Source organism: Candidatus Amarolinea dominans (genome assembly GCF_016704685.1).
Lineage (GTDB): Bacteria > Chloroflexota > Anaerolineae > SSC4 > Amarolineaceae > Amarolinea > Amarolinea dominans.
The window spans coordinates 114,138-136,852 of the sequence record NZ_JADIZS010000080.1 but is presented as its reverse complement, the minus strand read 5'-3'; the positions used below and the strand labels follow the sequence as shown (position 1 = coordinate 136,852).

The following is a 22,715-nucleotide window of genomic DNA, read 5'->3' as shown; positions in this document are numbered from 1 at the left end:
GATTTGGATTTGTGACCGGAGGCTTGAGATGTTACCACAGCTTGCGGTAGCGCCGGTGGCGGGGCCTGGAGTCAGGGCGCAGTTGCGCGCGGAGCAAGGCCCGCTGGCCGGACAGACGTTTGCAATCTCCCATTCTCCCTTTGCACTGGGCCGCAGCCCGGAAAATGACCTGGTTCTTCCAGAACCGCTGGCCTCGCGCCAGCACGTGCGGCTGGAGGCGCGCGCGGGCCGCTGGTATGTGATTGATCTCGATTCGGCCAACGGCACGCTGCTCAACCGCCAGCGCCTGAGCGGCGAGATGGCGCTGAACGCCGGCGATCTGATGGCCATTGGCGACACCGTGTTCGCCTTCGACGCCGCGCCGGCGCGGCCGGCGGTCGTTCCGCCCGTGGCGCGGGCACGCCCGGCCGCGCGGCGCTCATCGCCGCTGGCTGCCATCGTGATTGGCGTGGTTCTGATCGCCCTGGTGGTGGCGGCGGTGCTCTTCCTGGGCGGCAGCATGCGGCGCACGGCCGATGATGCGACCGGCCCGGCGCTGCCCACGCTGCAACTGCCCGTGCTGCCCAGCGTCACCCTGCCGACCGGCATCCCCTCGTTGCCGCCGATCCCCACGGGGCTGCCATCCCTCCCCACCGGCCTGCCCTCGCTGCCCACGTTCCCCCCATTGAGGTAGGGCCGATGATCCTGGTGATTCAATCTGCAGAAATGGGCGAGCGCCGCGTTCCGTTGCAGCGCGGGGTGTTGACCCTGGGCCGCGGCGCGGATTGCGACCTGGTCCTGGCCGACAGCCAGGCCTCCCGGCGCCATGCCGAGCTGCGCCGCGCCGGCGAGCGTTGGCAAATCGTGGATTTGGGCAGCACCAACGGCACCTTCATGAGTGGCGGCCGCCTGGCGCCAAACGTGGCGCGTTCTCTGCGGCCCGGCGAGGTTGTCACCATCGGCAGCACGCGCCTGCACCTGGTTGACGAAGCGCCCGCGCCGGCGGCCGTTCCCTGGGCGGAAGCGCCGCTGACGCCGGCCATGCCCGACGCGGCGCGGCCATCCCTGCTGCTCACGCTCTTGATCTGGTTCAGCCGCCTGCTGGTGTTGGCCGGCGCGGCCGCGTTGATGGCCGGCGCGCAGGCCGAATGGCTGCGCCTCGCGGTCACGCTGCCGCTGCTGGGCAATGTCCTCAACCGCACGATCAGCGGCCTGGAGAGCGGCTACGCTTACCTCCTGATTGGCGTCGGCGCGCTCGGCCTGCTGTTGCTGCTGGTTGACCTGCTGTCGCGGCGCTGGGGCTTGGCCGCCGGATTGGCGCAGGCGCTCCTGGGCGGGTTGACCGCCGTCACCCTGGCGTTCAACGCCTACACCTATTACCAGGCCGGCGCGCAAACACTGTTTGGCATCAGCATGCTCGACGTCCTGACGCAGTATGCGCGCGATCTCGTGCAGATCACCGTGCTGCCGGGCATCTACCTGGTAGGTGGCGGCCTGGCCGGGCTGACCCTCGGCGGTTTGCTGCGCCTGATCTTCGCCGGGATGGAATGAGGGGTGAGATCAGAGATCAGAGATCTATGTGGAAGGTGGTAGATTTGTGGTTGAAAGTGAGGCGGGAAGCGGGGGCGTGAGCAGCAGTTCCAAATGTAGCCTGGTTTTTTACCACAGAGATCACAAAGAACGCAGAGAAGTTGCCGATTCGCGTCTGATCTGCCGTTTCTTTGTGTTCTCTGTGTTCTTTGCGGTTGAATGTGTGCTACATTTGGAACTGCTGGGGCGTGAGGCGGGAAGCGGGGGCGTGAGGGGTGAGGGGATTCACTCGGTGTTGCGCATTCGTAATGGGGTGTGAGAATCATGGCAAATGCTTCAGGGATTTTTGGTATTTTAACGGTGCAGGTCGGCGGCAACCGCGATGAGCATCCGCTGACCAAGCCGGTGCTCAATATCGGCCGCAGCAGCGAAAACGATTTGATTCTGCTGGACGACCCGCAGATTTCGCGCCACCATCTGCGCCTGACCTACACGGCGCAGGGTTTTCAGGTGCAGGATCTCGGCTCGGCTGTGGGCGCCTTGTTGAACGGCCAGCCGCTGGCGGCCCGACAGACCTACCCCATCGGTTTTGATCAGGTTGTGCAGCTTGCCAGCTTTCAACTGAGCGTGCGCCCGCCGGCGGCGCCTGTGCCGCCCAGCCTGGGGGACAAAATCCGCATCTCGGCGCGGCCGCTGCCCGGCCTGGCCGTCTACGCGGCCGGCCAGATGCAGAAGTTCCCCTTGGACAAGCCGGTTGTGAGCTTGGGCCGCGCAAGCGACAACGACATCGTCATCAGCGCGACGGTCATCTCCGGGCATCATGCGCGCTTGCAGCAGGTCGGCAGCACGTTCACCATCAGCGACCTGGGCAGCTCCAACGGCCTGACCTTCGATGGGCAGCGGGTGCCGCAGAAGGCGCTGCTGGACGGCGATGTGCTCTACGTCACCGACCAGGTCGCCATCCAATACCGCAGTGCGATCGGTTTGATGGGCGGCGCGGCCAAAGCGGAGGCGACGACCCCGCCCCCGGTGCAGGTGGTGGGTCTGCCCACCGACGACCAGCCGGTGCGCATCGGTCGCGCCAAGGACAATCAGATCGTGCTTGACCATCCGCAGGTCAGCCGTTACCATGCCATGATCGAGCGCATGGGCGTGGGGCGCTATCGGATTCATGACCTGAAAAGCGCCAACGGCGTCTTTGTGGGCAACAAGCGCATCGAGCGCGAGAGCTGGTTGAAAGATGACGACGAAATCCAGATCGGCCCCTTCCGCCTGGACCTCAAGCAGGGCAACATCCGCCAGATGGAAGACCGGGGCATGCGCCTGGACGTGCTGCACCTGCAGAAGTGGGTTTCCAAAGAGAAAAACCTGCTGCAAGACATCTCCCTGGCCATCGCGCCGCAGGAATTCGTGGCCCTGGTCGGCCTCTCCGGCGCGGGCAAGTCCACCCTGATGAACGCGCTGACCGGTTTCAACCCGGCCACGCACGGCGCGGTCTTTGTCAACGACATTGACCTGTACAAGAATTTTGATCTGTTCCGCAATGAACTGGGCTATGTGCCGCAGAAGGACATTGTCCATGCCGAGCTGTCGGTCTACGCGGCGCTCGATTATGTGGCGCAGTTGCGCATGCCGCCTGACACCACCCCGGATGAGCGCCACAAGCGTATCCTGGAGGTGCTCGAAGACCTCGACCTGACCGAACGCAAGGACCTGCCGATTCACAAGCTCTCCGGTGGACAGCTCAAGCGCGTTTCCATCGGCGTGGAACTGCTCACCAAGCCGCGGCTGTTTTATCTGGACGAGCCGACCTCGGGCCTCGATCCCGGCACCGAATACAATATGATGAAACTGCTGCGCCACCTGGCCGACCAGGGACGCACGATTGTGCTCATCACCCACGCCACCAAGAATGTGATGATGTGCGACAAAGTCATCTTCGTGGTGCGCGGCGGCTATGTCGCCTTCTACGGTCCGCCCGAAGAAGCGTTGATCTATTTCGACCGCTTCCGCACCGATCAGGAGCGCCGCGAGAAGGACATGGAGTTCGACAGCATCTACATCGTGCTGGAGGATGACAAGCGCGGCAAGCCGACCGACTGGGCCGATCGTTACCAGAAATCGCCCGCGTATCAAAATTATGTGGTCGAGCGCCTGCGCAATCGGCGCGCGGCCGCGGCCAATGTGGGGCCGGACACCATCGCCCGCCGTGTCAGTTCCGGTGCGACCAAACGGGTCAACGCGCTGCGTCAACTGGCGATCCTCTCCTCGCGCAACCTCAACATCCTGATGCGTGACCGCCTCAGCCTGGCGTTGATGCTCCTGCTGGCGCCCGGCATCGGCCTGATGGACTTCATGTGGGGGCGGGACCTGTTCGACCCGGTCAAGGGTGATCCGGGCAAGATCATCACCATGCTCTTCATGATGGGCCTGATCACCATCCTGGTCGGCGCGCTCAGCTCTGTGCTGCAAATCGTCAAAGAGACCGACATCTACAAGCGCGAGCGCACGGTTGGCCTGCAGGTCGGCCCCTACATCCTGTCCAAAGTCTGGATCGGATTGATTCTGGCGCTCTACCAGGCGCTCGTTTTCCTCGTTTTCGAGTTGATCTTCGTTCATCCTGACCTGCCGGGCACAGGCGCGTACGTGGCGGTCTACATCACGTTGTTCATCGGCACGCTGTCGGGCTACCTCTTCGGCCTGGCGATTTCGGCCGCCGCGCCCAATCTGAACGTGGCGCTGCTGCTGGTCATCGTGGTGCTGGTGCCGCAGTTCCTCTTCGCCGGCGCGCTGCTGCCGCTCGACCTGATCCCCGGCGGCGAACAGATCAGCGTGATTGCCTCCACGCGCTGGGCCTTCGAGGCGCTGGTCAACATCACCGAGTTTGGCAAGCCGCTGGTGGACGACCCCTGCTGGGCCGACCGACCCAAGTACGATGAGGACGGTGAAACCGGTTGGAACACGGTGCTCAACCGGAGCGATGAGGAGAAATTGGCCCTGGGCTGCACCTGTATGGGCGCGACGATCTTCGAGACCTGCAGCGCGTTCCCCGGTATTCAGAGCGCCGATTTCTACGATGACAAGGCCCGCACGCAGTTGGCCGCGGTCGAGCCGCAGAAACCGGTCTCGCCGACGCCCTACCCGTCGCCGACGCCGGTCTGGTCGCCGACGCCCTACCCGTCACCGACGCCGCTGCCCCAGCCGAGCGATCCGAGCAAACTGGACGCGTACATGGATGACAGCCGTGAGCAGGGGCGCAAGTACCAGGACCGCCGTCAGGTGCAGGGCGATGAGTACCAGGCGCAGCGTGAGGCGCAGGGCAATGAGTACCAGGATGCCCGTCAACAGCAGGGCGACGAGTACGCGGCTGCGATGGAGACCTGGGGCGATCAGAAGGCCGATTGGGAGCGCGAGCGTCAGCGCGCGGTCAAAGGCGCGGAAGGCATGCTCAAGAACATCTTCGACAACTACGGCCGCGCGTTCAAGGGCACAGTCGCCTCACGCTGGCTGGCGATGACCATCGTCATGATCGTGCTCGTGGGGCTGATCGTCTTCTTCCAGAGACAGAAGGATGTGGTGTAGAATTAGCGCCATGTCTATCTCGATTATCAACGTTGGTTATCGTTCAACGAACTACTGGGTGGTCAGCGCGGGCGCGTCGCGGCTGTTGGTTGACATCGGCTGGCCGGGCACGCTTGGAATCATGAAGGCGAATCTCAAGCGCATGGGGGCGCCCCTGGCGGAAATTCGCTACGCGCTGGCCACCCACTATCACATTGACCACGCGGGACTGGCCGAGGAGATGAAGGCCGAGGGCATTCCTCTCCTCGTGCTCGATGTCCAGGTGGATGCCATTCCGCTGATGAAGACCTGGACCAAGCCGACGGATCGCTACGTAGAGATCACGCCGCACGGCAACGTCGTCATCTCGTTTGGTGAGAGCCGACGGTTGCTCAGCCAGATCGGTATCGCCGGCGAAATCGTGCATACCCCCGGCCACTCGGATCACTGCGTCTCGCTGCTCCTCGATGACGGCTCCGTCTTCACGGGCGATCTTCCGCCGGAGGGCTACGCCTTCGACAACCCCGTGGCCCTGGGGACCTGGCAGATGCTGCGTCGCCGCGGCGCCACCCGCATCTATCCGGCCCACGGGCCAGTCCGGCCCATGGGTGAGACCTTTGCTGGCGGCAAGGGATAGAGAGGTCAAGATATTCGTATCAGACACGTAACTGCTCAGGCATCCTGCGCCGACTGCAGCCGCCGAATGAATTCGGGCCGAAAGGGCATTCTGCCGCAAGGTCGGCCTGCGCCGACCGGCATCGCGTCCACGCAGGTTGGACGCTCCGGCGGTACGCCCATCAGGCGCGATTTCAATCGCTCGCTTGCGACGGCTAATCACCAACGGCGGCGCGCAGGCTGCCAGTAAGCTTTGAAGGAGAGCACAATGTACCAAACCGATATGTACGAAGGCATGCTGGCCGAGACCGTCACGCTGCCCGGTGCGAATGGCGACCTCATCAACGCCTACTTCGCGCGGCCGTTAGGCCCCGGGCCCTTCCCCGCGATGGTGGTGGTGCACCACTTGCCCGGCTGGGACGAATGGTACCGCGAGGCGACCCGCAAGTTTGCGCACCACGGCTACGCGGCGCTGTCGCCCAACCTCTACCACCGCAGCGGGCACGGCAGCGTCGAAGACGTGGCCGCCGCGGTACGCGGTCAGGGAGGCGTGCCTGACGACCAGGTAGTGGCCGACCTGGCCGGCGCACAGCGCTACTTGCGCTCACTTCCATATGTCAACGGCAAGGTCGGCATCTGGGGCACCTGCTCCGGCGGCCGGCACGCGTTCCTGACTGCGTGCCGCGCGCCCGGCTTCGACGCGGCCGTGGACTGCTGGGGCGGCCGCGTGGTGATGACCAAAGAGGAGTTGACCCCCACGCAGCCCGTCTCGCCGGCCGACTACGTGGCGGACCTCGCCTGCCCCCTGTTGGGCTTGTTCGGCGAGGACGACCGCGGCCCCACGCCCGCGCAGGTTGCCCAGTTGGAAGATGCGCTCAAGGTGCACGGCAAGCAATACGAGTTCCACATGTACCCCGGCGCGGGCCACGGCTTCTTTTACTACCATCTGCCTGCATACCGGCAGCCACAGGCCGTGGATGGCTGGAACAAGCTCTTCGCATTCCTGGACAAGCACCTGGCCGCGCCCGCGGGCCGCTGAAGGAGGACGCCATGTGTACGATGATTGTCCAGCAGGTGACGGTCGAAGGGAGCGGCAAGGGGCCGTCCGGCTGGTTTCCGGTGGACCGCGCCAACGTGTCGTTCGACCACCCGTTCAACGCGCAGATGGAGCACGCTCTGAATATTGACTTCGTCAATGAGGCGCGAGGCCCCGCGGCGAGGGTCGCCGTAGAGCTCAGCGCCGAAGCGGCGCGCGCACTGGTCAAGACCATCCAGGACGTGCTGGCGCAAGCGGAGGCGGCGGGTTTATAGATTGAGGATTGGAGGTTGGAGGTTGCATCCAGCAGCTTCCAACCTTCAACCCCTCACGTCTCGCTTCCGGCCGGGGGTCAACGCCGCGGTCAGGCGCGGCGTCTCTGCCGCGCCCACAGGTAGCGCGCGCCAGCAGTTTAGACCCACCCGCGCGCCTGGTATGCCTCATATCCAATCTTCAACGCGAACTCAATCTGGCCCAGCAACTCAGGCGTCAGCCGCTTGACGTAGAAACATGATTTGCCTTTGAGGAGCTTGAGCAGTTCCGGCGCGAAAACGTCCTTCAACTCGGTCTGCGCGTAGACCGGCATGTAGTAGAAGCCGACGTAGCCCTTCTGGATGATCAGCCCGGCGAAGTAGACCTCCCGGCGCTTACGGCCTTCGATCACCAGGTCCTTGACCGACCAGAGGTCGTAATGACTGGCGTCGTCCATCTTCGCGACCAGCGGCGGCGCGTAGGCGGCCAGTAGAGCCTTGAGTGACTCGAAAATCGCGGTCAGATCGGTGGTTGTCTCCATGTCAGTCACCTCTGCTATGTCATGTTGAGCGGGTCTGCGGCGCAAGGGTCGTTACGGCGAAACGCCAGCGAACCATCTCCCGCTCCATTATGAACACCGGGGCGTCGCCAGCCTGCGGTTGAAACCGCAGGCTGATATGAAAAACCCGTTGAAACGGGTTGACGTCTCGCCACGCGCCGCAGTGCCTGCGGTTGAAACCGCAGGCTGATATGAAAAACCCGTTGAAACGGGTTGTCGTCGGGCCACGCACAGTGCGCCTGCGGTTGAAACTTTCCCATCATAATCTTCGGATTCGACTGAATAAAATGAACAAGCTGTTGGTCCATTCTCAACACCTCCGCCGCTGCGATTCACACACGAGCATAGGACAGGTTGTCGGGCGAGTCAAGCAGCCACAGGGGTCCAACCTTCGTGACCTTCGCGCTTCGCGCCCTTCGCACCCCTTCGCGCCTTCGTGATCCAAAACGCCTCACGCCGCCCCGCCCAACACCGCCGCCGTGAGCGCCCGCCGCGCCCCCTCCGCCCGCGCCAGCCCGGCCTCCAGCGCATCGCACAGCCGCATGAGCTGGTCCACCCTGGCGACGATGCGGTGTTGTTCGGCCAAGGGAGGAAGTGGGATAAGCGTGGCTTTTATCTTCCCGATGTTGAGGTTCGGCTGCGCTCCCCCTTCGGCAAGACTTCGCAGTTCCCGGTAGTTCTTCTGATGGAAGATCTTCACGTAAGGACGGATTTCGCAGGCGATACCATGAAACACAAGCGCCGCACACGCCTGATTTGTTGCCGCGTCAATGAGCAACTCAGAAACCTGTCCGCGCGTCTTTCCCTGGCCGTACATGGCGACTATCAGAGTATGCTTCGGGTAGATCTGGCAGTTTGTCTCTTTTAGCGCCACCTCAGTAATGAACTCACTGGCCTGAGTAATGAACGGAGCCCCAGTCACGCTACTGGTAATCCAAGGGATGTCACCGTTTTCGTAGTACTTCGATTCTCCTCGTCGCGGTGTTGACCCTGTCCTGATCAAGGTGATCGCATCTAGTTGAACCCGCGTCCATCCCGGAGGTAACGCGTGAAATAGTTCGTCAGCTCTCGCTGATGGCACCGCCTTCTCCTCCCTAACCTTCCCTTCCTTCACCAACCGCCGCCTCTCCGCCCGAATCCGCTTGAGCAGCTCGCTCGCCGGCTCATCGGCCGAGTCCTGCGGCACCAACTTGCCCTGCACCGCCAGTTGGAGGATGGCCTGGCGCAGCTCGACCACGTTGCGCGGGTCGGCGTAGAGCAAGTCAAAGGCATCGCGCACGGTGGCCCACGCGGCCGCGAACGCGCCGGCGTCCGTCGCGGCGCTCAGCCGGTGCAGCGCGGCGCGGTTGACGGTCACGAGGTCGTCCCGGGCCTGGCGCAGCTTGACCTCCAGGGCGCGGGTCTGCGCGAAGAGGGACTCGACTTTGGCGACGATGCGGCGTTGCTCGGCGAGAGGAGGGAGAGGGACCATTAGGTCGTTGAGCTGGGCTTGGTTGATACTTGCCTGACCTGTCGTCTGTTTTGCACTCTGTTCAAACTCGGTCTTAACCACAGAGGTTCGGAACACTACGTTGATGAAATGTGCTTCGGTCAGCTCTCCTAAGAAACGTACTCGGATGTTCTTGCTCTCATACACCAGCAGTTCTCTAATAACAGGAATCACGGCGGCTTTTCCCACTAACTCCCGACTGTTAACGCGATTTACCAGAAGATCGCCCTCTCGAAGCCCATACGTGGCGATTTCCGAACCGGTCAGGTCCATTCTTTTCAGATCATGAAAGGAAATCCGGCCATCCTGAATGTTGTACATCCGAAGGCATGCGACACCGTCATCATCGTAGAAATTTGCCGGCTTGTAAATCCCGTTGGACATGGACTCCGCTAGATTTCCCAAGCGCACCCACTCCCACGACTCCGGCAATTCGTATGGCATGGCCGCCGGTTCAATCCGTCGCGATACCTTCGACTCCTCAAGCTTCCCTTCCTTCACCAACCGCTGCTTCTCCGCCCGAATCCGCTTCAGCAGCTCGCTCGCCGGCTCGTCGGCCGGGTCCTGCGGCACGAGCTTGCCCTGCACGGCCAGTCCCAGGATGACCTGGTTGAGCCGCGCCACGTCCTCCGGCGTGCGGATCAGGGTCTCGAAGTGGGGAAAGAGCAGGTCAAGGGACATGGGGAGTCCGTTCCAACGCGGCCAGCAGCTCGGCCTTCAACGCGGCGCGGGCCGCGGCGATCTCGGCCTCCAGGCGGCGATAGTCGGCCAGCAGCCGGGCCGGGTCGCCGTGGGCGGCGTCCACGCTGTTGGGGTTCTTGATGTCCAGGTTGTAACCGCGCGCCTTGATCTCGGCGATGCTCACGCGCCAGGCGTACACGTTCTCCTGCCGGTCGGGCCACCATGCCTTCTCCAGGTCGAACTCCTCGATGCGGATGGGCCGGGTCTTGGTGTACTTTTTGTATCCCGTGGGCAGTGGGTGCTCGAAGTACCACACCTCGCGCGTCGGCTCCCCTTTGGTGAAGAAGAGCAGGTTGGTGTTGATGTCGGTGTAGGGCGCAAAGACGCCGTTGGGCAGCCGCACGATGGTGTGCAGGTTGCAGCGCTCCAGCAGGTGCTCCTTCAGCCGCGTCTTCACCCCTTCGCCGAACAGCGAGCCGTCGGGCAGCACGATCGCGCCCTGGCCGCCGTCGCGCAGCAGGTGTACGATCAGCGCCAGGAACAGGTCTGCGGTCTCCTTGGTCTGGAACTGCGCGGGGAAGTTGCTCTCCACGCCCGGCTCCTCCATGCCGCCGAAGGGTGGGTTGGTCAGAATGATGTCCACGCGGTCGGCGTCGCCGTAGCTGCGGTAGGGCCGCCGCGCCAGCGCGTTGTCGCGGTCAATCTGCGGCGTCTCGATGTCGTGCAGGATCAGGTTGGTGATGCAGAGCAGGTGCGGCAGCGGCTTCTTCTCCACCCCGCGGATGGCCAGGCCGAGCTTCGCCAGGTCGGCCGGCGTCCGCGCCTGGCGCTTCAGGTGCTCCAGCGCGCAGACCAGGAAGCCGCCGGTGCCGCACGCCGGGTCGAGCACCACCTGGCCGAGCTGCGGGTCGGTCATATCCACCATGAACTGCGTCACCGCCCGCGGCGTGTAGTATTCGCCCGCGTTGCCCGCGCTTTGCAGGTCGCGCAGGATCTTCTCGTAGAGGTCGCCGAAAAGGTGCCGATCCTCCAGCGCGTTGAAGTCAATGCCCGCGATCTTGTTGATCACCTGGCGCAGCAGCGTGCCCGACTTCATGTAGTTGTACGCGTCCGCGAAGACATCGCGCACCACGAAGCCGCGCGGATCATCGCCCGGCCCCAGCGCCAACTCTTTCAGACCGGGGAACAGCTCATTGTTGATGAAGGCCAGCAGCTCGTCGCCGGTCATCCCCTCGTCGTCCGCGGCCCAGTTGCGCCAGCGCAGCCGTGCAGGAATCGGCGAGACGTAATGCGGCCCGATCTCGTACTCCTGCTCCTTGTCGTCGAAGATCTTCAGGAACAGCATCCACACGAGCTGCGAGATGCGCTGCGCGTCGCCGTCCACGCCCGCGTCCTGGCGCATGATGTCCTGGATGGATTTGATCAGGGTGGAGATGGACATGGGATTACGCAGGCTCCTGGTCGGGGGATAGCGCGGCCTCTAGCTCCTCAATCGTTGGCATACTGCCGCGCAGGCCCTCCGGCAGCGCCCGCGTCAGCTCATAGGCCGACACGCCAATGGGCTTGCTCAGATCGCGCAGCGCGTACTCCACGATCACCCGGTTCTTCTCGCGGCACAGGATGAGGCCGATGGCGGGCTGGTCGTGCTCCCCCCGCAGGCGGTCATCCACCCCCGACAGGTAGAAGTTCATCTTGCCCGCGTCTTCCGGCTGGAACGCGCCGCTCTTCAAGTCAATGACCACAAAGCAGTGCAGGCGGAAATGATAGAAGAGCAGGTCGAGGTAGAAGTCCTGGTCGCCGATCTCCAGGTGGTACTGGCTGCCGACGAACGCAAAGCCGATGCCAAGCTCGAGCAGGAAGGCGCGCAGGTGCTCGATCAACGCCCGTTCCAGATCCCGCTCGTGGGCCTCCGCACCCAGGCTGAGGAAGTCGAAGGTGTAAGGGTCCTTCAATAACTGCTGGGCCAGCTCTGATTGAGGCGCGGGCAAGGTGCGTGCGAAGTTGCTTTGGGCCGCGCCCAGCCGCTCGTGCAGCCGCGTGTCAATCTGATGCACCAGGATGTTGCGGCTCCAGCCGTTCTCGATGGCTTTATGGGCGTACCAGATACGTTCTGCTTGATCGGCAATGCGATCAAGGAGCCGGACGTTGTGTCCCCAGGGCAATTGTGCAACAACCTGTTGCACAAATTGCTCGTCCGGCCACGCCTCAGCGAACGCCCGCATGTACTTCAAGTTGCGCGCGGAAAACCCCTTCATCTCCGGGAAGGCCCGGCGCAAATCCTGCGCCAGCCGGTCAATCACCTTCGCGCCCCATCCCTGCGCGCCCTGCTGGGCCAAGATCTCACGGCCGATCTGCCAGTAGAGGCAGTACCAGTTCGCGGTTGACGGAAAGCACAGCCCGCACCTGCGCGCCGCGGATGCGTTCCTGCAAGCCTGCCAGAAGCGCAGCATAATTGAAGGGTATTTCCAGTTCGGAAAAAGGCATGATCGTCTCTCGCTTTCAGGCGGCGCGATAAATCTCCCGCGCCAACGCGGCCAGCGCCTCGAAGTAGCGTTTCTTGCCGCCGAACGCCTTCAGGATTTGCACCGGTTGGCCGATCTGGTTGAGCGGCGGCAATTGCAGCACCCCGGCCGCCTTGTTCTCGTCGCGCGCTCTTCCACGGCCGCGATGCCCTGGTCCGCGTACTTGTCCAGCAGCGCTTCCAGCGTGCGCCGCGCCATGCCGCCGTATTGGTCGAACAGGGCGCTCTGGCGCGCTGCTGCGCGCTCGCCCTGCGTCAGCGGCGGCCGGTCGAACGCCACGTGGCAGATCAGGTCGAACGGGTCGAGGTCGGCGTTGGCGGCCTCCCGCAGCTTGTCCAGCAGGAAGCCCTGCTCCAGCAGCTCGTCCAGCAGCGCCTCCTTGCGCCGCTGCGTTCCAGCGGTTGAGGAAATCGTCCAGCGAGGCGAACTGGCGCCGCAGGTTCTCGCGGCTGAACTCGCGGAAGGACGCGGTGCGCAGGTTGCCGTTGCGGTCCAGGTACTGGACCCGTTCGGCCAGGATGCGCACCTCCACGCCGTTTACGTAGTATTTCTCGCGCGCTGCGGCCGTTCCGCGATGCGAGGGCTGGTCTCCTGGCCCTCCGGAACCTGGTAATCGCCGGCCGCCGGCATCGGCAGCGTCTGCCGTCTCCGGCGGAACGGTCGGATCGTGCGGGCCCGGCTCGTAGATCTGCACCGGATCGCCGTCGAAGTCCGGATCGGCAAACTGGCGAGTGACGTTGCGGAAGTCCATGATGGTGAAGTAGGTCTTGCCAAAGTCTTCCCGGATACGCGTGCCGCGGCCGATGATCTGCTTGAACTCGGTCATCGAGTTGATGGTGCGGTCCAGCACGATCAAATGGCACGTCTGGGTGTCGACGCCGGTGTTGAGCAGCTTGGACGTGGTCGCGATCACCGGATAGCGCTCTTCCGGGCTGATGAAAGCGTGCGGTCGAAGTCGCGCGCGGTGAACAGCTCGTTGGGGATGGGTGTGCGGTAGCGGTCCAGTTCGCCCAGCCGCGGCCGCCAGCCGTCCACGTCCCGGTCCAGGTCGATGCGGATCACCTTGTAGGGCGCCAGGAAGCCGTCCTCGATGCCTTGGCGAAGCGAATAGGTGTAGATCGGCTCGCCGAAGTAGTCGATGTTGGAGACGTCTTCGGTTTCCTTGGGCGTGGCTGTCAGACCGATCTGAACTGCGGATGAGAAATACTCCAGCACCTCGCGCCAGGCCGAGTCTTCGGCCGCGCTGCCGCGGTGGCACTCGTCCACGATGATCAGGTCGAAGAAGTCGGGCGAGAACTGGCGGTAGATGTCCTGCCACTCCTCCGTGCCCGAGATCCCCTGATACAGCGCCAGGTAGATCTCGTAGGATTTGTCCACCTGCCGGCCGGTGATCTTGGTCATGGTGTCGCCAAAATGCTTGAAATCGTTGGTCATGGTCTGGTCGATCAGGATGTTGCGATCGGCCAGAAACAGCACGCGGCGCACCTTTTGGCCCGCCACAGCCGCCAGATGACCTGAAAAGCCGTGTAGGTCTTGCCGGTGCCGGTCGCCATGACCAGCAGGACGCGCTGCTGCCCTGGGCGATGGCGCGACCGTGCGGTTGATCGCCACCTGCTGGTAGTAGCGCGGCCCGGCCTGAGCGGTCGTAGTAGTAATCTTCCGCCGCCACCTTCGCCACCTCGTCGGCGCAATGCCGGTCTGCCGCATGGTGCGCTGCCACAGCGCCTCCGGCGAGGGGAACTCATCCAGCCGCAGCTTGCGCTCCAGCGGCCCATCTGTCAGCGTGCGGTCGTGCTCCATGAAGCCGTCGCCGTTGGAGGTGTAGACGAACGGCGCGTCCAGCAGCGCCGCGTATTCCAGCGCCTGATCCATGCCTGCGCTCAGGTTGTGGTTGTTATCTTTGGCTTCGACGATCGCCAGGGGAATGCCGGGTTTGTGTGAGAGGAGGTAGTCCACCCGTTTGCGCTCAGCGCTGCGCATGGACAGCGCGCCGCGCACGATGACCCGACCAGCGTCGAGGGTCACTTCCTCGCGGATTTGACCCGGCTTCCATCCTGCGGCCTGGATGGCGGGGGCGATGTAGCGGGTGCGGATTTCCTGTTCGGTCAGCAGCTTCTTGTTCATTTGACGTTACCACGCGTCAGGCGCTGCCGAAGCGCCTGGCACAGCTCTATTTTGCCGCGCCGGCCGGCAAATCATAGCCGTTCGTCCACCCTCGCGCAGCGCGCGTGAACGACTTGCGGGCTGCCACAGCCTCTGCGTGCAGAATGCCTTTCATGAAGTCGCTGACGTAGATCGTGATGGCATTGGGGTGGTCGCCGTTATCGCCTTGCTCGAACCGTTCGAAGTAGTCTGTCGGGTACAGGTAATCCTCACGGATTCGTCAACGGCGCGCAACATCGCCCGTGTTCTCGACCGGCGGCGCCAACCTGTAGACCTGCCCTACCTGCAAATCGTCCAGGACATCATCGAACGGTTTTCCATCCTGGTCGTAGATGAACGTTTCGTTCTTGACACAGCGAACGTATTTCATGCGAGCCTCCAGCCGATACTTGTCCTTCATGCGCTTTCGCCCAATCCCGTGCGCTTCGAACCAATGTTGGCTCCGGTGATCGAATCCTGCTCTGCGCGGTGTGTAGGCGACCGAGGGGCAGGCATGGGGCGTCAGGGGCTACAACTCGTTGACGTTGGCAATGCGGCCACCCCGCTCTGGCGACGTGTATGATACGCCGGGGGTCGCCGTTGCTGTGTCATCATGTCAAGAACTGACTGCAAATGCCTGACATGACGAGCAAGACCCGCTTCAATCTCTCGCTTCACCGCGGGTGGGATGAAGACGATCTGCACTGATAAGGCCCTCAAGAGTATGTCCAAGCCACGAGCGGCCGCAAACGAGGTCAAGACATTGGTGTCAGACACGACCATGCGACTGAAGCTCCAAGAGCACGTTGATAGACTGATCCATTTTGGCGACGGAAGGCACTTCGATTGTCACTGGAGTTCCTCTCTGCTCGAGGAGTTTCATAAGCTCCCAGCGTGTCATGCCGCTTTTCTCGGCGGCCCGGCCCAACGTGATTTCGCTGTGCTGATAGGCCGTGATGGCGTTTTCAACCTCTTCGGACGTGACAACCCGATCGCTCCTGCGGCGGGCGCGCCGATTCTGGCGCCACTGTCACCCTCTCACTTCTGAAACGCTATTGCGCTTCGGTGTGGTTGAGCGTATCATATCATCAAGCACGGGCTTGTAAAGCAATTGGCCCTCTCACGCGCTCTCCAGCCGGATCTCGATCAGCACGCGCGTGGCCGCGGCGCGGGCCAGGTCTTCCGGCTGCCAGGCGCCGGCTTGGCCGGGCGCAGGCCGCACGCCTACCACACGCGCGGCCATAGGCATGCCCCGCAGATAGGTGGGCAGGTGAGCAGCAACCACTTCCGGCTCCAGCAGCGCCTCGGCCATGCCGCGCAGGTCACGACCACGCACGCGCACAGTCACCGATGCACCGCCGGCAGGTTGCGCCACCAGGTGCGGTCACGGCTGGAGATGACCCACAGCCGGTCGCCGTCGCGCACGTAGTTGACCGGCGTAGTGATCAATAGGCCGGTCTTGCGGCCGGTCATGGTGATGAGCAGGGTGTTGCTGCTGAGCAAGCTATTCAGGGGAGAACGCAGCAGCCACGCGATGAAGCTATTTCCGTTCATGCCTTTTCCTTGGTGAAGGATTGCGGGCAGTGTCACTGGGCGCAAGCGCAATCAATCCTTGCCGCCGAGATTAGCGCCAGAGAGCCAGCCATCGTGGTAACTTACGGGATCCGTACGAACCCTATTGTGGCGAAGTGGCCATCAGCGGTGAAAACTTGAGAAAGATTCATAGCGCGCATAACAGCAAAAGAACAACAATCTGTAAATGAGAATTCCTGATCGGCGTATTTTTCGAAGATGACCTAGGCAGCATTTTCGTGTGCGGCAGTGACACGCACCAGGTTCAACAGATCGCCCATAGCCATTTGCTGAATCTTGTGCCAAAACTGCACAGCGGTGGCATGGCCGATCCGGTAACGAATCAGTGTGATGGCTTCATCTAGCACGAAGTTAGTGGTAACGAAGGTGTGCCCCCGGTCCAGGAGTTCTTCACCGGTCAACTGTGCAATGAGATGATCATCATCTGCTTTATCGGTCATGGCGCACCAGGCCCAGGTGTCCACAAAGATGGCGTTCATGCGGCCGGCCTGCCGTAGAGATAGGTGTCATGTGTACGCGCCACGTCGTGACCCGACCCTTCGCCCAGACCATGACTTAACTCGCGCATGGCTTGACGTGCTTTATCCAGACGAACTTGTCTTTCCAGCCATTCTGTCAATGCTATCTCGATGGCTTCAACCGGTGCGAGTCGTTGCGTGTGTGCAACGACGCTCAACAACTCAGTCTGTTGGGGGATAACGTCAATTGAACCACCATTCCGTTACCGTTCATCATGCTACTCCTCGAAGAAGCCGATTAATCGGCTTCTTCTATGCTTGTGGTGAACATTATAGCACAGGGAGTCTCTACTCGATAAGTTAGGGTAGCGGCGTCACACGCCCCGTCTGGGGTGTCGTATCCAAATTCAACGCGCCATCGAGACTTCACTCAGGTCAGCGCTGCCGGACGGTCAGCGCCGCAGGTGATAGGGCACGTCAATGATGACGCGCTGGAAGCCTTGCCGACGCCGGCGGTAGAGGAGCGCGACCTTGAGCAGGCGGGCGGTCTGGTTGTGCAGAATGCCATGCCAGCGTTTCGCCGGGACGAATTCGGGCAGGATGACGACGGCGAGTTGCCCGTCATGGTGCTCGTTATCGGTCGCGTCCAGGTAGTCCAACAGCGGCCCCACGAGCGAGCGGTGGGGATGGCACCACGACCAGCGGCACATCCGGCCACCACGCCTTCCCATTCTTGCTGGATATGCGCCCATGCCTGGCTCCAGCTCCACGTAGACCACGGTGATGTCCTGCGCGATAGTGCGCAAAGCCCAACGCGTCCACGATGCCGCGATGGATGCCGGAGATGGGAATGACCACGCGGTGCGGGAAAGGCTTGAGCGATGGCGGCAGGCCACGCAGCGAAAGCTGGCTGGCAACCGCGCGATAGTGTGGCGAATTGCCCGAATCCGAGGTGAAGGCTGGAATGACGATCACGGTCAGCCAGGCGCCGTCGCGGAATTTTTCCAGGAGCACCACCAACAGCGTGACGGCCGTGGTCACCGCGCCCAAGCCGTTGATCGCGGCCTTGAGCTGCCAGCCGCGCCCGTGCGTCCGCGCCCAGTGCCGCACCATGCCGATCTGCGAAAGGGTGTAGGCCAGGAAGGCGCCCACCGCAAAGAGGGGGATCAGCGCATGGCTGTGGCCGCGGGAGACGACGATCAACGCGCCGGTGATCAGCGTCAGCCATAGAATGCCATTGGCAAAGACCAGGCGGTCGCCCAGGCCGGCTAACTGGCGGGAGCAAGAAACCGTCGCGCCAGCAGCGCTGGCCAATTGCGGGGAAGCCGGCGAAGCTGGTGTTGGCCGCCACGGCCAGGATCAACAATGTGGTGACCTGGATGACCCGGTAGGCCGGCCCTGTGCCGAGGGATGGACCGCGCCAGGGCCGAGAGGATGGTTTCCTGCGGACCGCTGATGACGGCCAACGATTGCGTAGTCCCAAATGCTGGCCGCGAACAGCACACCCATCAGCGCGGCATGACCAGAAGGGTGCGTGGCGTTCTGGGCGGCCGGGGCGCGAAGACCGGCGCACCCCATTGCTGACCGCCTCGATGCCGGTCATCGCAGGTCGCAACGGTGGCGGCGAACGCGCGCAGCAGGAGCAAGGTCAGCGGTTGCAGGGCCGGCGGGGCGGTGGCGGCCAGTGAGACAGGCCCTTCGCTGATCACACGCCAGGCGCCAAAAGGCCAACATGGGGAAGTAGCACAGCAGGAACAGGTAGACCGGGATCGTCATCAGGCTGCCGGTCTCACGCGCACGCCGCAGGTTGACCAGGGTGATGACGGCCAGGATGAGCAGGGCCTGCGGGCACCCGATACGGCCACAGAGCGGGCGCGGCGGGGCGTCGCTTCCAGGCCGGCGGTCAGGCTGACGGCGGCAAATCAGGATGTAGTCAACGAGCAGCGCGGAGGCCGCCAGCAGGCCGGGCAAAGGTACCCAGGTTTTCCTGCGCCACCACGTAAGACCGCCGCCCGACGGGTAGCCGTGGATGGTCTGATAATAGGAAAGGGCCACGATCAGCAGGAGGGCGGTGATCGCCAGGCTGATGGGCCAGGCCTGGCTGAGGCCGACACTGCCCGCGACCACCAGGGCCAGGTAGATTTCTGGTTCGCGTAGGCGAGAGACGAGAGCGCCGGGTGAGAAGGATGCCAGAGGCGCGCACTTTGTTCAAGCGTGTCTCGCCGAGGTTGTTTCGGGTGGGAACCGGGGAACCGATGAGAAGATTTTTCAGCGTATCGAGCATGACGAGGTCTTCACCCTCCGTGCATGGAGTATAGCCATCGCCGCGGGCGTCAGCGGAGAGAATCACGTGTGGGCAGAGCACATGCCATCCCATTGATCAAGTGGCTGGTCCCCTATGCACAAGGCTCACCAGCTTGACTGGTGAGCCTTGTTGCCATCGTCGTGTCGGGGCGAGAGGATTTGAACCTCCGACCTCACGGACCCGAACCGTGCGCGCTAGCCTGGCTGCGCTACTCCCCGAACAGTGCAAACTATACCACATTACCCCTGTTCCGCAAAATTGGCCCGGCCAACGCAGCGGGCCTATCCTGCCCGGCGGCCCGCTGAGCATCATCGCGTTGAGCGTCTTTGCCAAATCAGGGGCCTTATGCTAAATCAGTTTCGTTCGCACGAGGGCCACAATCCCTCGTTCTTTCTGCCCGCGGCCGGACCCGGGGCAAACCCATAGAAAGCGAGGCCGCGGGCCTCTATGAACGAGTACGAACTGATGATGATTGTCCGCACGGAGTTAGACGAAGAGGGTGTCAATACGCTCACTGAGCGGATTGCCGAATTCATTCGCACAACGGGTGGCGAAGTCATCGAAACCCAACTGTGGGGCCGCCGTACGCTTGCATATCTCATTCGCAAGCAGCGCGAAGGAAACTACATCCTGATGCGAATACGGTTGCTACCATCGGCCACAGCAGCGCTTGAACGATCGCTGCGTCTCAACGAAAACGTGCTGCGCCACTTGCTCACCACCAAGCCGGTGTAGGCATATCGGCCTTGAGAACGTCAGCCCTCTCCGGGGCAGCGTACTTCTCCGTTTGGCATTGACGGGGCAATGATGATGAGGAGCCAGACACATGCCAAGAGGTCTGAACAAAGTCATGATCATCGGCCAAATCGGCCATGATCCCGACATGCGTTACACACCCAGCGGCAAACCCGTGACGTCGTTTAGCGTCACTGTGACCCGCACCTGGGTGACAGCCGAAGGGGAACGCCGCGAGGCCACCGAATGGTTCAACGTGGTGGCCTGGGGAAACCTGGCAGAAATCTGTAATCAATACTTGCGCAAAGGCCGGCGTCTACGTGGAAGGGCATTTACGCAGACCCGGAATTGGGAAGACCAAACCGGGCAAAAGCACTTCCGCACCGAGTTGGTTTGCCAATGAGATGATCATGCTCGATAGCCGCCCCGGCAGCAGCGAAGTTGATTATGCCAGCAGCGACGAAGAAGAGAGCAATTACTAGTCTATCCGAATAACTACTTCCGGGCGCTTATCGAGGCAAATGTCGGTTATTCGGAGAGGGGGCCGCCGTGAGAGCAGGAAGTAGACTGTGGCTGCGAATTTTGACATCGTAGATGATGATTTGGATGAGCCGGGCGATGACCGCGGCAGTCGTCCGCGGGCGGCAGCCGCCCTCCGCGCTGGCCGCATGGCGGGCCGCCCGGCGCCGGCCCTGGCGGACGCCGTTTTGGCGCCGTGCGTCGCCGGTGTGCGCTTTTTGTGTGGACAAGGTCAATTCATTGACTACAAGGCGGTGGATGTCCTGAGCCGCTATGTGACCGAACGCGGTAAAATCCGCCCGCGTCGCAAAACCAGCACCTGCGCCCGCCATCAGCGCGAACTGACGGTGTCGATCAAACGCGCGCTACCTTGCCCTGCTGACCTACGTCGGCGGTACACAAGGCTAATTCTGACCAGGAGCGCCACGCGGCATGGCAAAGCGAGAACGAGCGGTTAAAGAACCGACCAAAAAACAGACGGCCCTCAACCGGCGCGAGCGTGAGCTTCAGCGCCGCGTTCTGATTGGCGTCGGCATTACCGGTGCCCTGGTGGTGATTCTGCTGGCGACCGGGCTGCTGCAGCAGTTAGTCCTGATCCCCAATTCGCCCGTGGCCAGCGCCAATGGCGTAAAAATCACGACCGACCGCTATCAGGCCCGCGTCAAATATGAGCGGGCGTTACTCGTGAATCAACTGGCGCAATACCAGCAGATTCAGGAACAGCTCGACCCAGGCGGAACAAACAACTTCTTCGGCTCCCAGATTCAACAGCTTGAGCAGCAGTTGAGCAGTCCGGAGACGTTGGCGCTGAGTGTGCTCGACAACATGATTGATGAGACACTGATTCGTCAGGAAGCCGCCAAGCGCGGCCTGAGCGTGGACCCCGCTGACCTGCAGAAGGAAGTTCAGAAGAACTTCGGTTACGAGCCAGACGCGACCCCGACTCCGATCATGACGCCAGCTACGATCACCTCGACCCAGGTGGTGACAACCTCTGCCGGCGTGACGGGGACCCAGGTGGTCAGCGTCACGGTGACGCCTGCACCGACCGCCACCCCGTACACCGAAACTGAGTACCAGCGTGTCTACAAAGAGACGTTGGACAATATCAAGCAGTCCTCTGGCGTGACCGAGGCCGAGTTCCGCGCCTGACGGAGAGTCGCCTGTTGCGCACCAAACTGCAAGAGATGGTGACCGCGGACGCGTCCACGACCGAAGAGCAGATCAACGCGGCATATCCTGGTTTCGGTGGCGGACACCGCAACCGATGACGAGAAGAAGGCAGCCGATGAGAAGATCAAGGCCGCGCTGGCGCGCTCAAGAACGGTGAACTCTTCGACGCGGTGGCGAAAGAGGTCTCCGACGACAGCACGGCCGCCAATGGCGGCGACCTGGGCTGGTTCGGCAGGGGCGCATGGTGGCCGAGTTCGAGGGACGCGGCCTTCAAGCTCGAGGTCGGCCAGTTCAGCGACATCGTGACGTCGCAGTTCGGCTATCACATCATCATGGTGACGGAGAAGGACCCCGCCCGCGCCCTGGATGAGAGCACCCTCGGCGCCAAGAAGGATCAGGCGTTCGAAGAATTCCTGACCAAGCTGCGCGATGAGAGCACGATCGAACGGACGTGGAATACCAGTAAGATTCCGCCCACGCCGATCGGCGGCTAGTTTTCTTGCGCCACACCACGTAAAGAGAGCCGGGTTTCCAAAGAAACCCGGCTCTTTCTTCTGATGCGATCTGCAGAATGGACTAACCCAGACGCTTCTTCGCCTCAGCGGTCAGCGCCGGCACGATCGTGAACAGGTCGCCGACGATGCCGTAGTTGGCAATGCCAAAAGATGGGCGCTTCGGCGTCCTTTGTTGATCGCCACGATGACCTTGGACGACCCCATGCCGGCCAGGTGCTGGATGGCGCCTGAAATACCGCAGGCCACATACAGATCGGGGCGCACGGTCTTGCCGGTCTGCCCCACCTGGTGCTTGTACGGAATCCAGCCCGCATCCACGGCCGCGCGGCTGGCGCCCAGGGCAGCGCCCAGGGCATCGGCCAATGCCTTGATCGGCGCAAAACCTTCGGCGCCCTTGACGCCGCGACCGCCGGAAACGATGATGCGCGCATCGCCCAGGCTGATCTCGCCACCGCCGACCACCTCGAAGCTGTTCACGCTGGTCCCGGCCTGTCCTTCGGCCAGCACCGGCGCCACCTTGACTACCTTGCCCACCAGACCCGGATTGGCTTCGGGCGCCGGGAAGGCGCGATTGCGCACGCTGGCAATCTGCGGATCGGCTTTGCTGACCACATCCACCATGATGTTGCCGGAGTAGATCGGCCGCGTCGCCAGCAGGCGCCCGTCACGCAGCGCCAGATCGAGCACGTCGGCCGCAACGCCTGTGTTCAGATCGCAGGCCACTGCACCGCTCAGGTCGCGGCCGCGCCCACTGGCCGGGAAGAGCACGATGGTCGGCTTGACCTCGCCAATGACCTTCTTGATCACCTCGGTGTACGGATTGAGGCGGAACGATTTCAGGCTGGGGTCATCGCACACGTAAACGGTGTCGGCCCCATAGCTGATAGCCGCCGCGCCGCGGCATCCACACCGCTGCCCAGGACAATGGCGCCGGTTGTTACGCCCAATTCGCTGGCCAAGGCGCGCGCCTTGCCCAAAACTTCCCACGAGGTGCTGGTCGGTCTGCCCTCGAACTGTTCGACCCAAATCATGACTGACATAGTGATGTCCC

22 protein-coding genes, 1 tRNA gene and 4 pseudogenes are annotated in these 22,715 nt (G+C 62.7%); 11 read left to right on the top strand and 16 right to left on the bottom strand.

Going from position 1 to position 22,715, the window contains the following annotated elements; genetic code table 11:
* Positions 1–28: 28 nt before the first annotated feature.
* From IPF85_RS27300 to IPF85_RS27275, 6 genes are all read left to right on the top strand, one after another.
* Positions 29–673: an FHA domain-containing protein gene (locus IPF85_RS27300; protein ID WP_343411203.1), complete on the top strand. Its 645-nt coding sequence runs from the start codon at positions 29–31 to the stop codon at positions 671–673.
* Between the two features lie 5 nt (positions 674–678).
* Positions 679–1,530 (top strand): FHA domain-containing protein, encoded by an 852-nt coding sequence (locus tag IPF85_RS27295; RefSeq protein WP_343411202.1) that lies wholly within the window; start codon positions 679–681, stop codon positions 1,528–1,530.
* Positions 1,531–1,833: 303 nt separating this feature from the next.
* A complete protein-coding gene (locus IPF85_RS27290; RefSeq protein ID WP_343411201.1) occupies positions 1,834–5,091 on the top strand; it encodes an FHA domain-containing protein in 3,258 nt (1,085 codons plus the stop codon).
* Between the two features lie 10 nt (positions 5,092–5,101).
* Positions 5,102–5,707, top strand: a complete 606-nt coding sequence (locus IPF85_RS27285; protein ID WP_343411200.1) for an MBL fold metallo-hydrolase — start codon at positions 5,102–5,104, stop codon at positions 5,705–5,707.
* 246 nt (positions 5,708–5,953) lie between these two features.
* Positions 5,954–6,724: a dienelactone hydrolase family protein gene (locus IPF85_RS27280; protein WP_343411199.1), complete on the top strand. Its 771-nt coding sequence runs from the start codon at positions 5,954–5,956 to the stop codon at positions 6,722–6,724.
* Positions 6,725–6,735: 11 nt separating this feature from the next.
* Positions 6,736–6,996 (top strand): DUF6295 family protein, encoded by a 261-nt coding sequence (locus tag IPF85_RS27275; protein WP_343411198.1) that lies wholly within the window; start codon positions 6,736–6,738, stop codon positions 6,994–6,996.
* Between the two features lie 137 nt (positions 6,997–7,133).
* Here the strand turns inward: IPF85_RS27275 and IPF85_RS27270 are convergent, their stop codons facing one another.
* The 14 genes and pseudogenes from IPF85_RS27270 to IPF85_RS27205 all read right to left on the bottom strand — a co-directional run bounded on the left by IPF85_RS27270 (position 7,134) and on the right by IPF85_RS27205 (position 18,940).
* A complete protein-coding gene (locus IPF85_RS27270) occupies positions 7,134–7,514 on the bottom strand; it encodes a DUF1801 domain-containing protein (protein WP_343411197.1) in 381 nt (126 codons plus the stop codon).
* A gap of 14 nt (positions 7,515–7,528) precedes the next feature.
* On the bottom strand, positions 7,529–7,840 hold the full coding sequence (locus IPF85_RS27265) for a hypothetical protein (protein ID WP_343411196.1): 312 nt from the start codon (positions 7,838–7,840) through the stop codon (positions 7,529–7,531).
* 143 nt (positions 7,841–7,983) lie between these two features.
* Complete coding sequence (locus tag IPF85_RS27260) at positions 7,984–9,702, bottom strand: restriction endonuclease subunit S (RefSeq protein ID WP_343411195.1); 1,719 nt, start codon at positions 9,700–9,702, stop codon at positions 7,984–7,986.
* A complete protein-coding gene (locus tag IPF85_RS27255; protein ID WP_343411194.1) occupies positions 9,692–11,143 on the bottom strand; it encodes a class I SAM-dependent DNA methyltransferase in 1,452 nt (483 codons plus the stop codon). Before IPF85_RS27255 ends, IPF85_RS27260 begins: the two co-directional genes overlap by 11 nt.
* A gap of 4 nt (positions 11,144–11,147) precedes the next feature.
* Positions 11,148–12,186: pseudogene (locus tag IPF85_RS27250) on the bottom strand (PDDEXK nuclease domain-containing protein).
* Between the two features lie 15 nt (positions 12,187–12,201).
* Positions 12,202–14,348: pseudogene (locus IPF85_RS27245) on the bottom strand (DEAD/DEAH box helicase family protein).
* Between the two features lie 259 nt (positions 14,349–14,607).
* Positions 14,608–14,757 (bottom strand): hypothetical protein, encoded by a 150-nt coding sequence (locus tag IPF85_RS27240; RefSeq protein WP_343411193.1) that lies wholly within the window; start codon positions 14,755–14,757, stop codon positions 14,608–14,610.
* A 729-nt stretch (positions 14,758–15,486) separates the two neighbouring features.
* On the bottom strand, positions 15,487–15,741 hold the full coding sequence (locus IPF85_RS27235) for a hypothetical protein (protein ID WP_343411192.1): 255 nt from the start codon (positions 15,739–15,741) through the stop codon (positions 15,487–15,489).
* Positions 15,711–15,920, bottom strand: coding sequence for a nitroreductase/quinone reductase family protein (locus tag IPF85_RS27230; RefSeq protein WP_343411191.1), 210 nt, complete (start codon positions 15,918–15,920; stop codon positions 15,711–15,713). The genes IPF85_RS27235 and IPF85_RS27230 overlap by 31 nt, the downstream gene beginning before the upstream one ends.
* Positions 15,921–16,162: 242 nt before the next feature.
* On the bottom strand, positions 16,163–16,438 hold the full coding sequence (locus tag IPF85_RS27225; protein ID WP_343411190.1) for a hypothetical protein: 276 nt from the start codon (positions 16,436–16,438) through the stop codon (positions 16,163–16,165).
* A 431-nt stretch (positions 16,439–16,869) separates the two neighbouring features.
* Positions 16,870–17,076 carry a hypothetical protein gene (locus tag IPF85_RS27220; protein WP_343411189.1) on the bottom strand — a complete coding sequence of 69 codons (207 nt, stop codon included), beginning with the start codon at positions 17,074–17,076 and terminating at the stop codon, positions 16,870–16,872.
* Complete coding sequence (locus IPF85_RS27215) at positions 17,051–17,731, bottom strand: hypothetical protein (RefSeq protein ID WP_343411188.1); 681 nt, start codon at positions 17,729–17,731, stop codon at positions 17,051–17,053. Before IPF85_RS27215 ends, IPF85_RS27220 begins: the two co-directional genes overlap by 26 nt.
* A gap of 285 nt (positions 17,732–18,016) precedes the next feature.
* The gene (locus IPF85_RS27210; RefSeq protein ID WP_343411187.1) at positions 18,017–18,544 is read right to left on the bottom strand and encodes a hypothetical protein; all 528 of its coding nucleotides are present in this window, start codon (positions 18,542–18,544) and stop codon (positions 18,017–18,019) included.
* A 321-nt stretch (positions 18,545–18,865) separates the two neighbouring features.
* Positions 18,866–18,940: transfer RNA gene (locus IPF85_RS27205), tRNA-Pro, on the bottom strand.
* A gap of 229 nt (positions 18,941–19,169) precedes the next feature.
* Between IPF85_RS27205 and rpsF the strand changes: the two genes are divergently transcribed.
* The 5 genes and pseudogenes from rpsF to IPF85_RS27180 all read left to right on the top strand — a co-directional run.
* Positions 19,170–19,457, top strand: coding sequence for a 30S ribosomal protein S6 (rpsF, locus tag IPF85_RS27200; RefSeq protein WP_343408696.1), 288 nt, complete (start codon positions 19,170–19,172; stop codon positions 19,455–19,457).
* Positions 19,458–19,548: 91 nt separating this feature from the next.
* Positions 19,549–19,860: a single-stranded DNA-binding protein gene (gene ssb / locus IPF85_RS27195; RefSeq protein WP_343411186.1), complete on the top strand. Its 312-nt coding sequence runs from the start codon at positions 19,549–19,551 to the stop codon at positions 19,858–19,860.
* 323 nt (positions 19,861–20,183) lie between these two features.
* A pseudogene (gene rpsR, locus IPF85_RS27190) lies at positions 20,184–20,434 on the top strand (30S ribosomal protein S18).
* On the top strand, positions 20,409–21,128 hold the full coding sequence (locus IPF85_RS27185; protein ID WP_343411185.1) for a SurA N-terminal domain-containing protein: 720 nt from the start codon (positions 20,409–20,411) through the stop codon (positions 21,126–21,128). Before rpsR ends, IPF85_RS27185 begins: the two are co-directional and overlap by 26 nt.
* A gap of 173 nt (positions 21,129–21,301) precedes the next feature.
* A pseudogene (locus IPF85_RS27180) lies at positions 21,302–21,643 on the top strand (peptidylprolyl isomerase); the annotation flags it as partial.
* Positions 21,644–21,754: 111 nt separating this feature from the next.
* Here the strand turns inward: IPF85_RS27180 and IPF85_RS27175 are convergent.
* Positions 21,755–22,522, bottom strand: a complete 768-nt coding sequence (locus IPF85_RS27175; RefSeq protein WP_343411184.1) for an electron transfer flavoprotein subunit alpha/FixB family protein — start codon at positions 22,520–22,522, stop codon at positions 21,755–21,757.
* The gene (locus tag IPF85_RS27170) at positions 22,501–22,704 is read right to left on the bottom strand and encodes a hypothetical protein (RefSeq protein WP_343411183.1); all 204 of its coding nucleotides are present in this window, start codon (positions 22,702–22,704) and stop codon (positions 22,501–22,503) included. The genes IPF85_RS27175 and IPF85_RS27170 overlap by 22 nt, the downstream gene beginning before the upstream one ends.
* Between the last annotated feature and the right edge of the window lie 11 nt (positions 22,705–22,715).

What these genes read in the sequence shown, in the direction of transcription:
- IPF85_RS27170 (WP_343411183.1), bottom strand. Translation starts at nt 22,704, where the DNA reads ATGTCAGTCATGATTTGGGTCGAACAGTTCGAGGGCAGACCGACCAGC.
- IPF85_RS27275 (WP_343411198.1), top strand. Translation starts at nt 6,736, where the DNA reads ATGTGTACGATGATTGTCCAGCAGGTGACGGTCGAAGGGAGCGGCAAG.
- IPF85_RS27240 (WP_343411193.1), bottom strand. Translation starts at nt 14,757, where the DNA reads ATGAAATACGTTCGCTGTGTCAAGAACGAAACGTTCATCTACGACCAG.
- IPF85_RS27185 (WP_343411185.1), top strand. Translation starts at nt 20,409, where the DNA reads ATGGCAAAGCGAGAACGAGCGGTTAAAGAACCGACCAAAAAACAGACG.
- IPF85_RS27225 (WP_343411190.1), bottom strand. Translation starts at nt 16,438, where the DNA reads ATGAACGCCATCTTTGTGGACACCTGGGCCTGGTGCGCCATGACCGAT.
- ssb (WP_343411186.1), top strand. Translation starts at nt 19,549, where the DNA reads ATGCCAAGAGGTCTGAACAAAGTCATGATCATCGGCCAAATCGGCCAT.
- IPF85_RS27300 (WP_343411203.1), top strand. Translation starts at nt 29, where the DNA reads ATGTTACCACAGCTTGCGGTAGCGCCGGTGGCGGGGCCTGGAGTCAGG.
- IPF85_RS27255 (WP_343411194.1), bottom strand. Translation starts at nt 11,143, where the DNA reads ATGTCCATCTCCACCCTGATCAAATCCATCCAGGACATCATGCGCCAG.
- rpsF (WP_343408696.1), top strand. Translation starts at nt 19,170, where the DNA reads ATGAACGAGTACGAACTGATGATGATTGTCCGCACGGAGTTAGACGAA.
- IPF85_RS27270 (WP_343411197.1), bottom strand. Translation starts at nt 7,514, where the DNA reads ATGGAGACAACCACCGATCTGACCGCGATTTTCGAGTCACTCAAGGCT.
- IPF85_RS27260 (WP_343411195.1), bottom strand. Translation starts at nt 9,702, where the DNA reads ATGTCCCTTGACCTGCTCTTTCCCCACTTCGAGACCCTGATCCGCACG.
- IPF85_RS27280 (WP_343411199.1), top strand. Translation starts at nt 5,954, where the DNA reads ATGTACCAAACCGATATGTACGAAGGCATGCTGGCCGAGACCGTCACG.
- IPF85_RS27230 (WP_343411191.1), bottom strand. Translation starts at nt 15,920, where the DNA reads ATGAACGGAAATAGCTTCATCGCGTGGCTGCTGCGTTCTCCCCTGAAT.
- IPF85_RS27290 (WP_343411201.1), top strand. Translation starts at nt 1,834, where the DNA reads ATGGCAAATGCTTCAGGGATTTTTGGTATTTTAACGGTGCAGGTCGGC.
- IPF85_RS27295 (WP_343411202.1), top strand. Translation starts at nt 679, where the DNA reads ATGATCCTGGTGATTCAATCTGCAGAAATGGGCGAGCGCCGCGTTCCG.
- IPF85_RS27285 (WP_343411200.1), top strand. Translation starts at nt 5,102, where the DNA reads ATGTCTATCTCGATTATCAACGTTGGTTATCGTTCAACGAACTACTGG.
- IPF85_RS27265 (WP_343411196.1), bottom strand. Translation starts at nt 7,840, where the DNA reads ATGGACCAACAGCTTGTTCATTTTATTCAGTCGAATCCGAAGATTATG.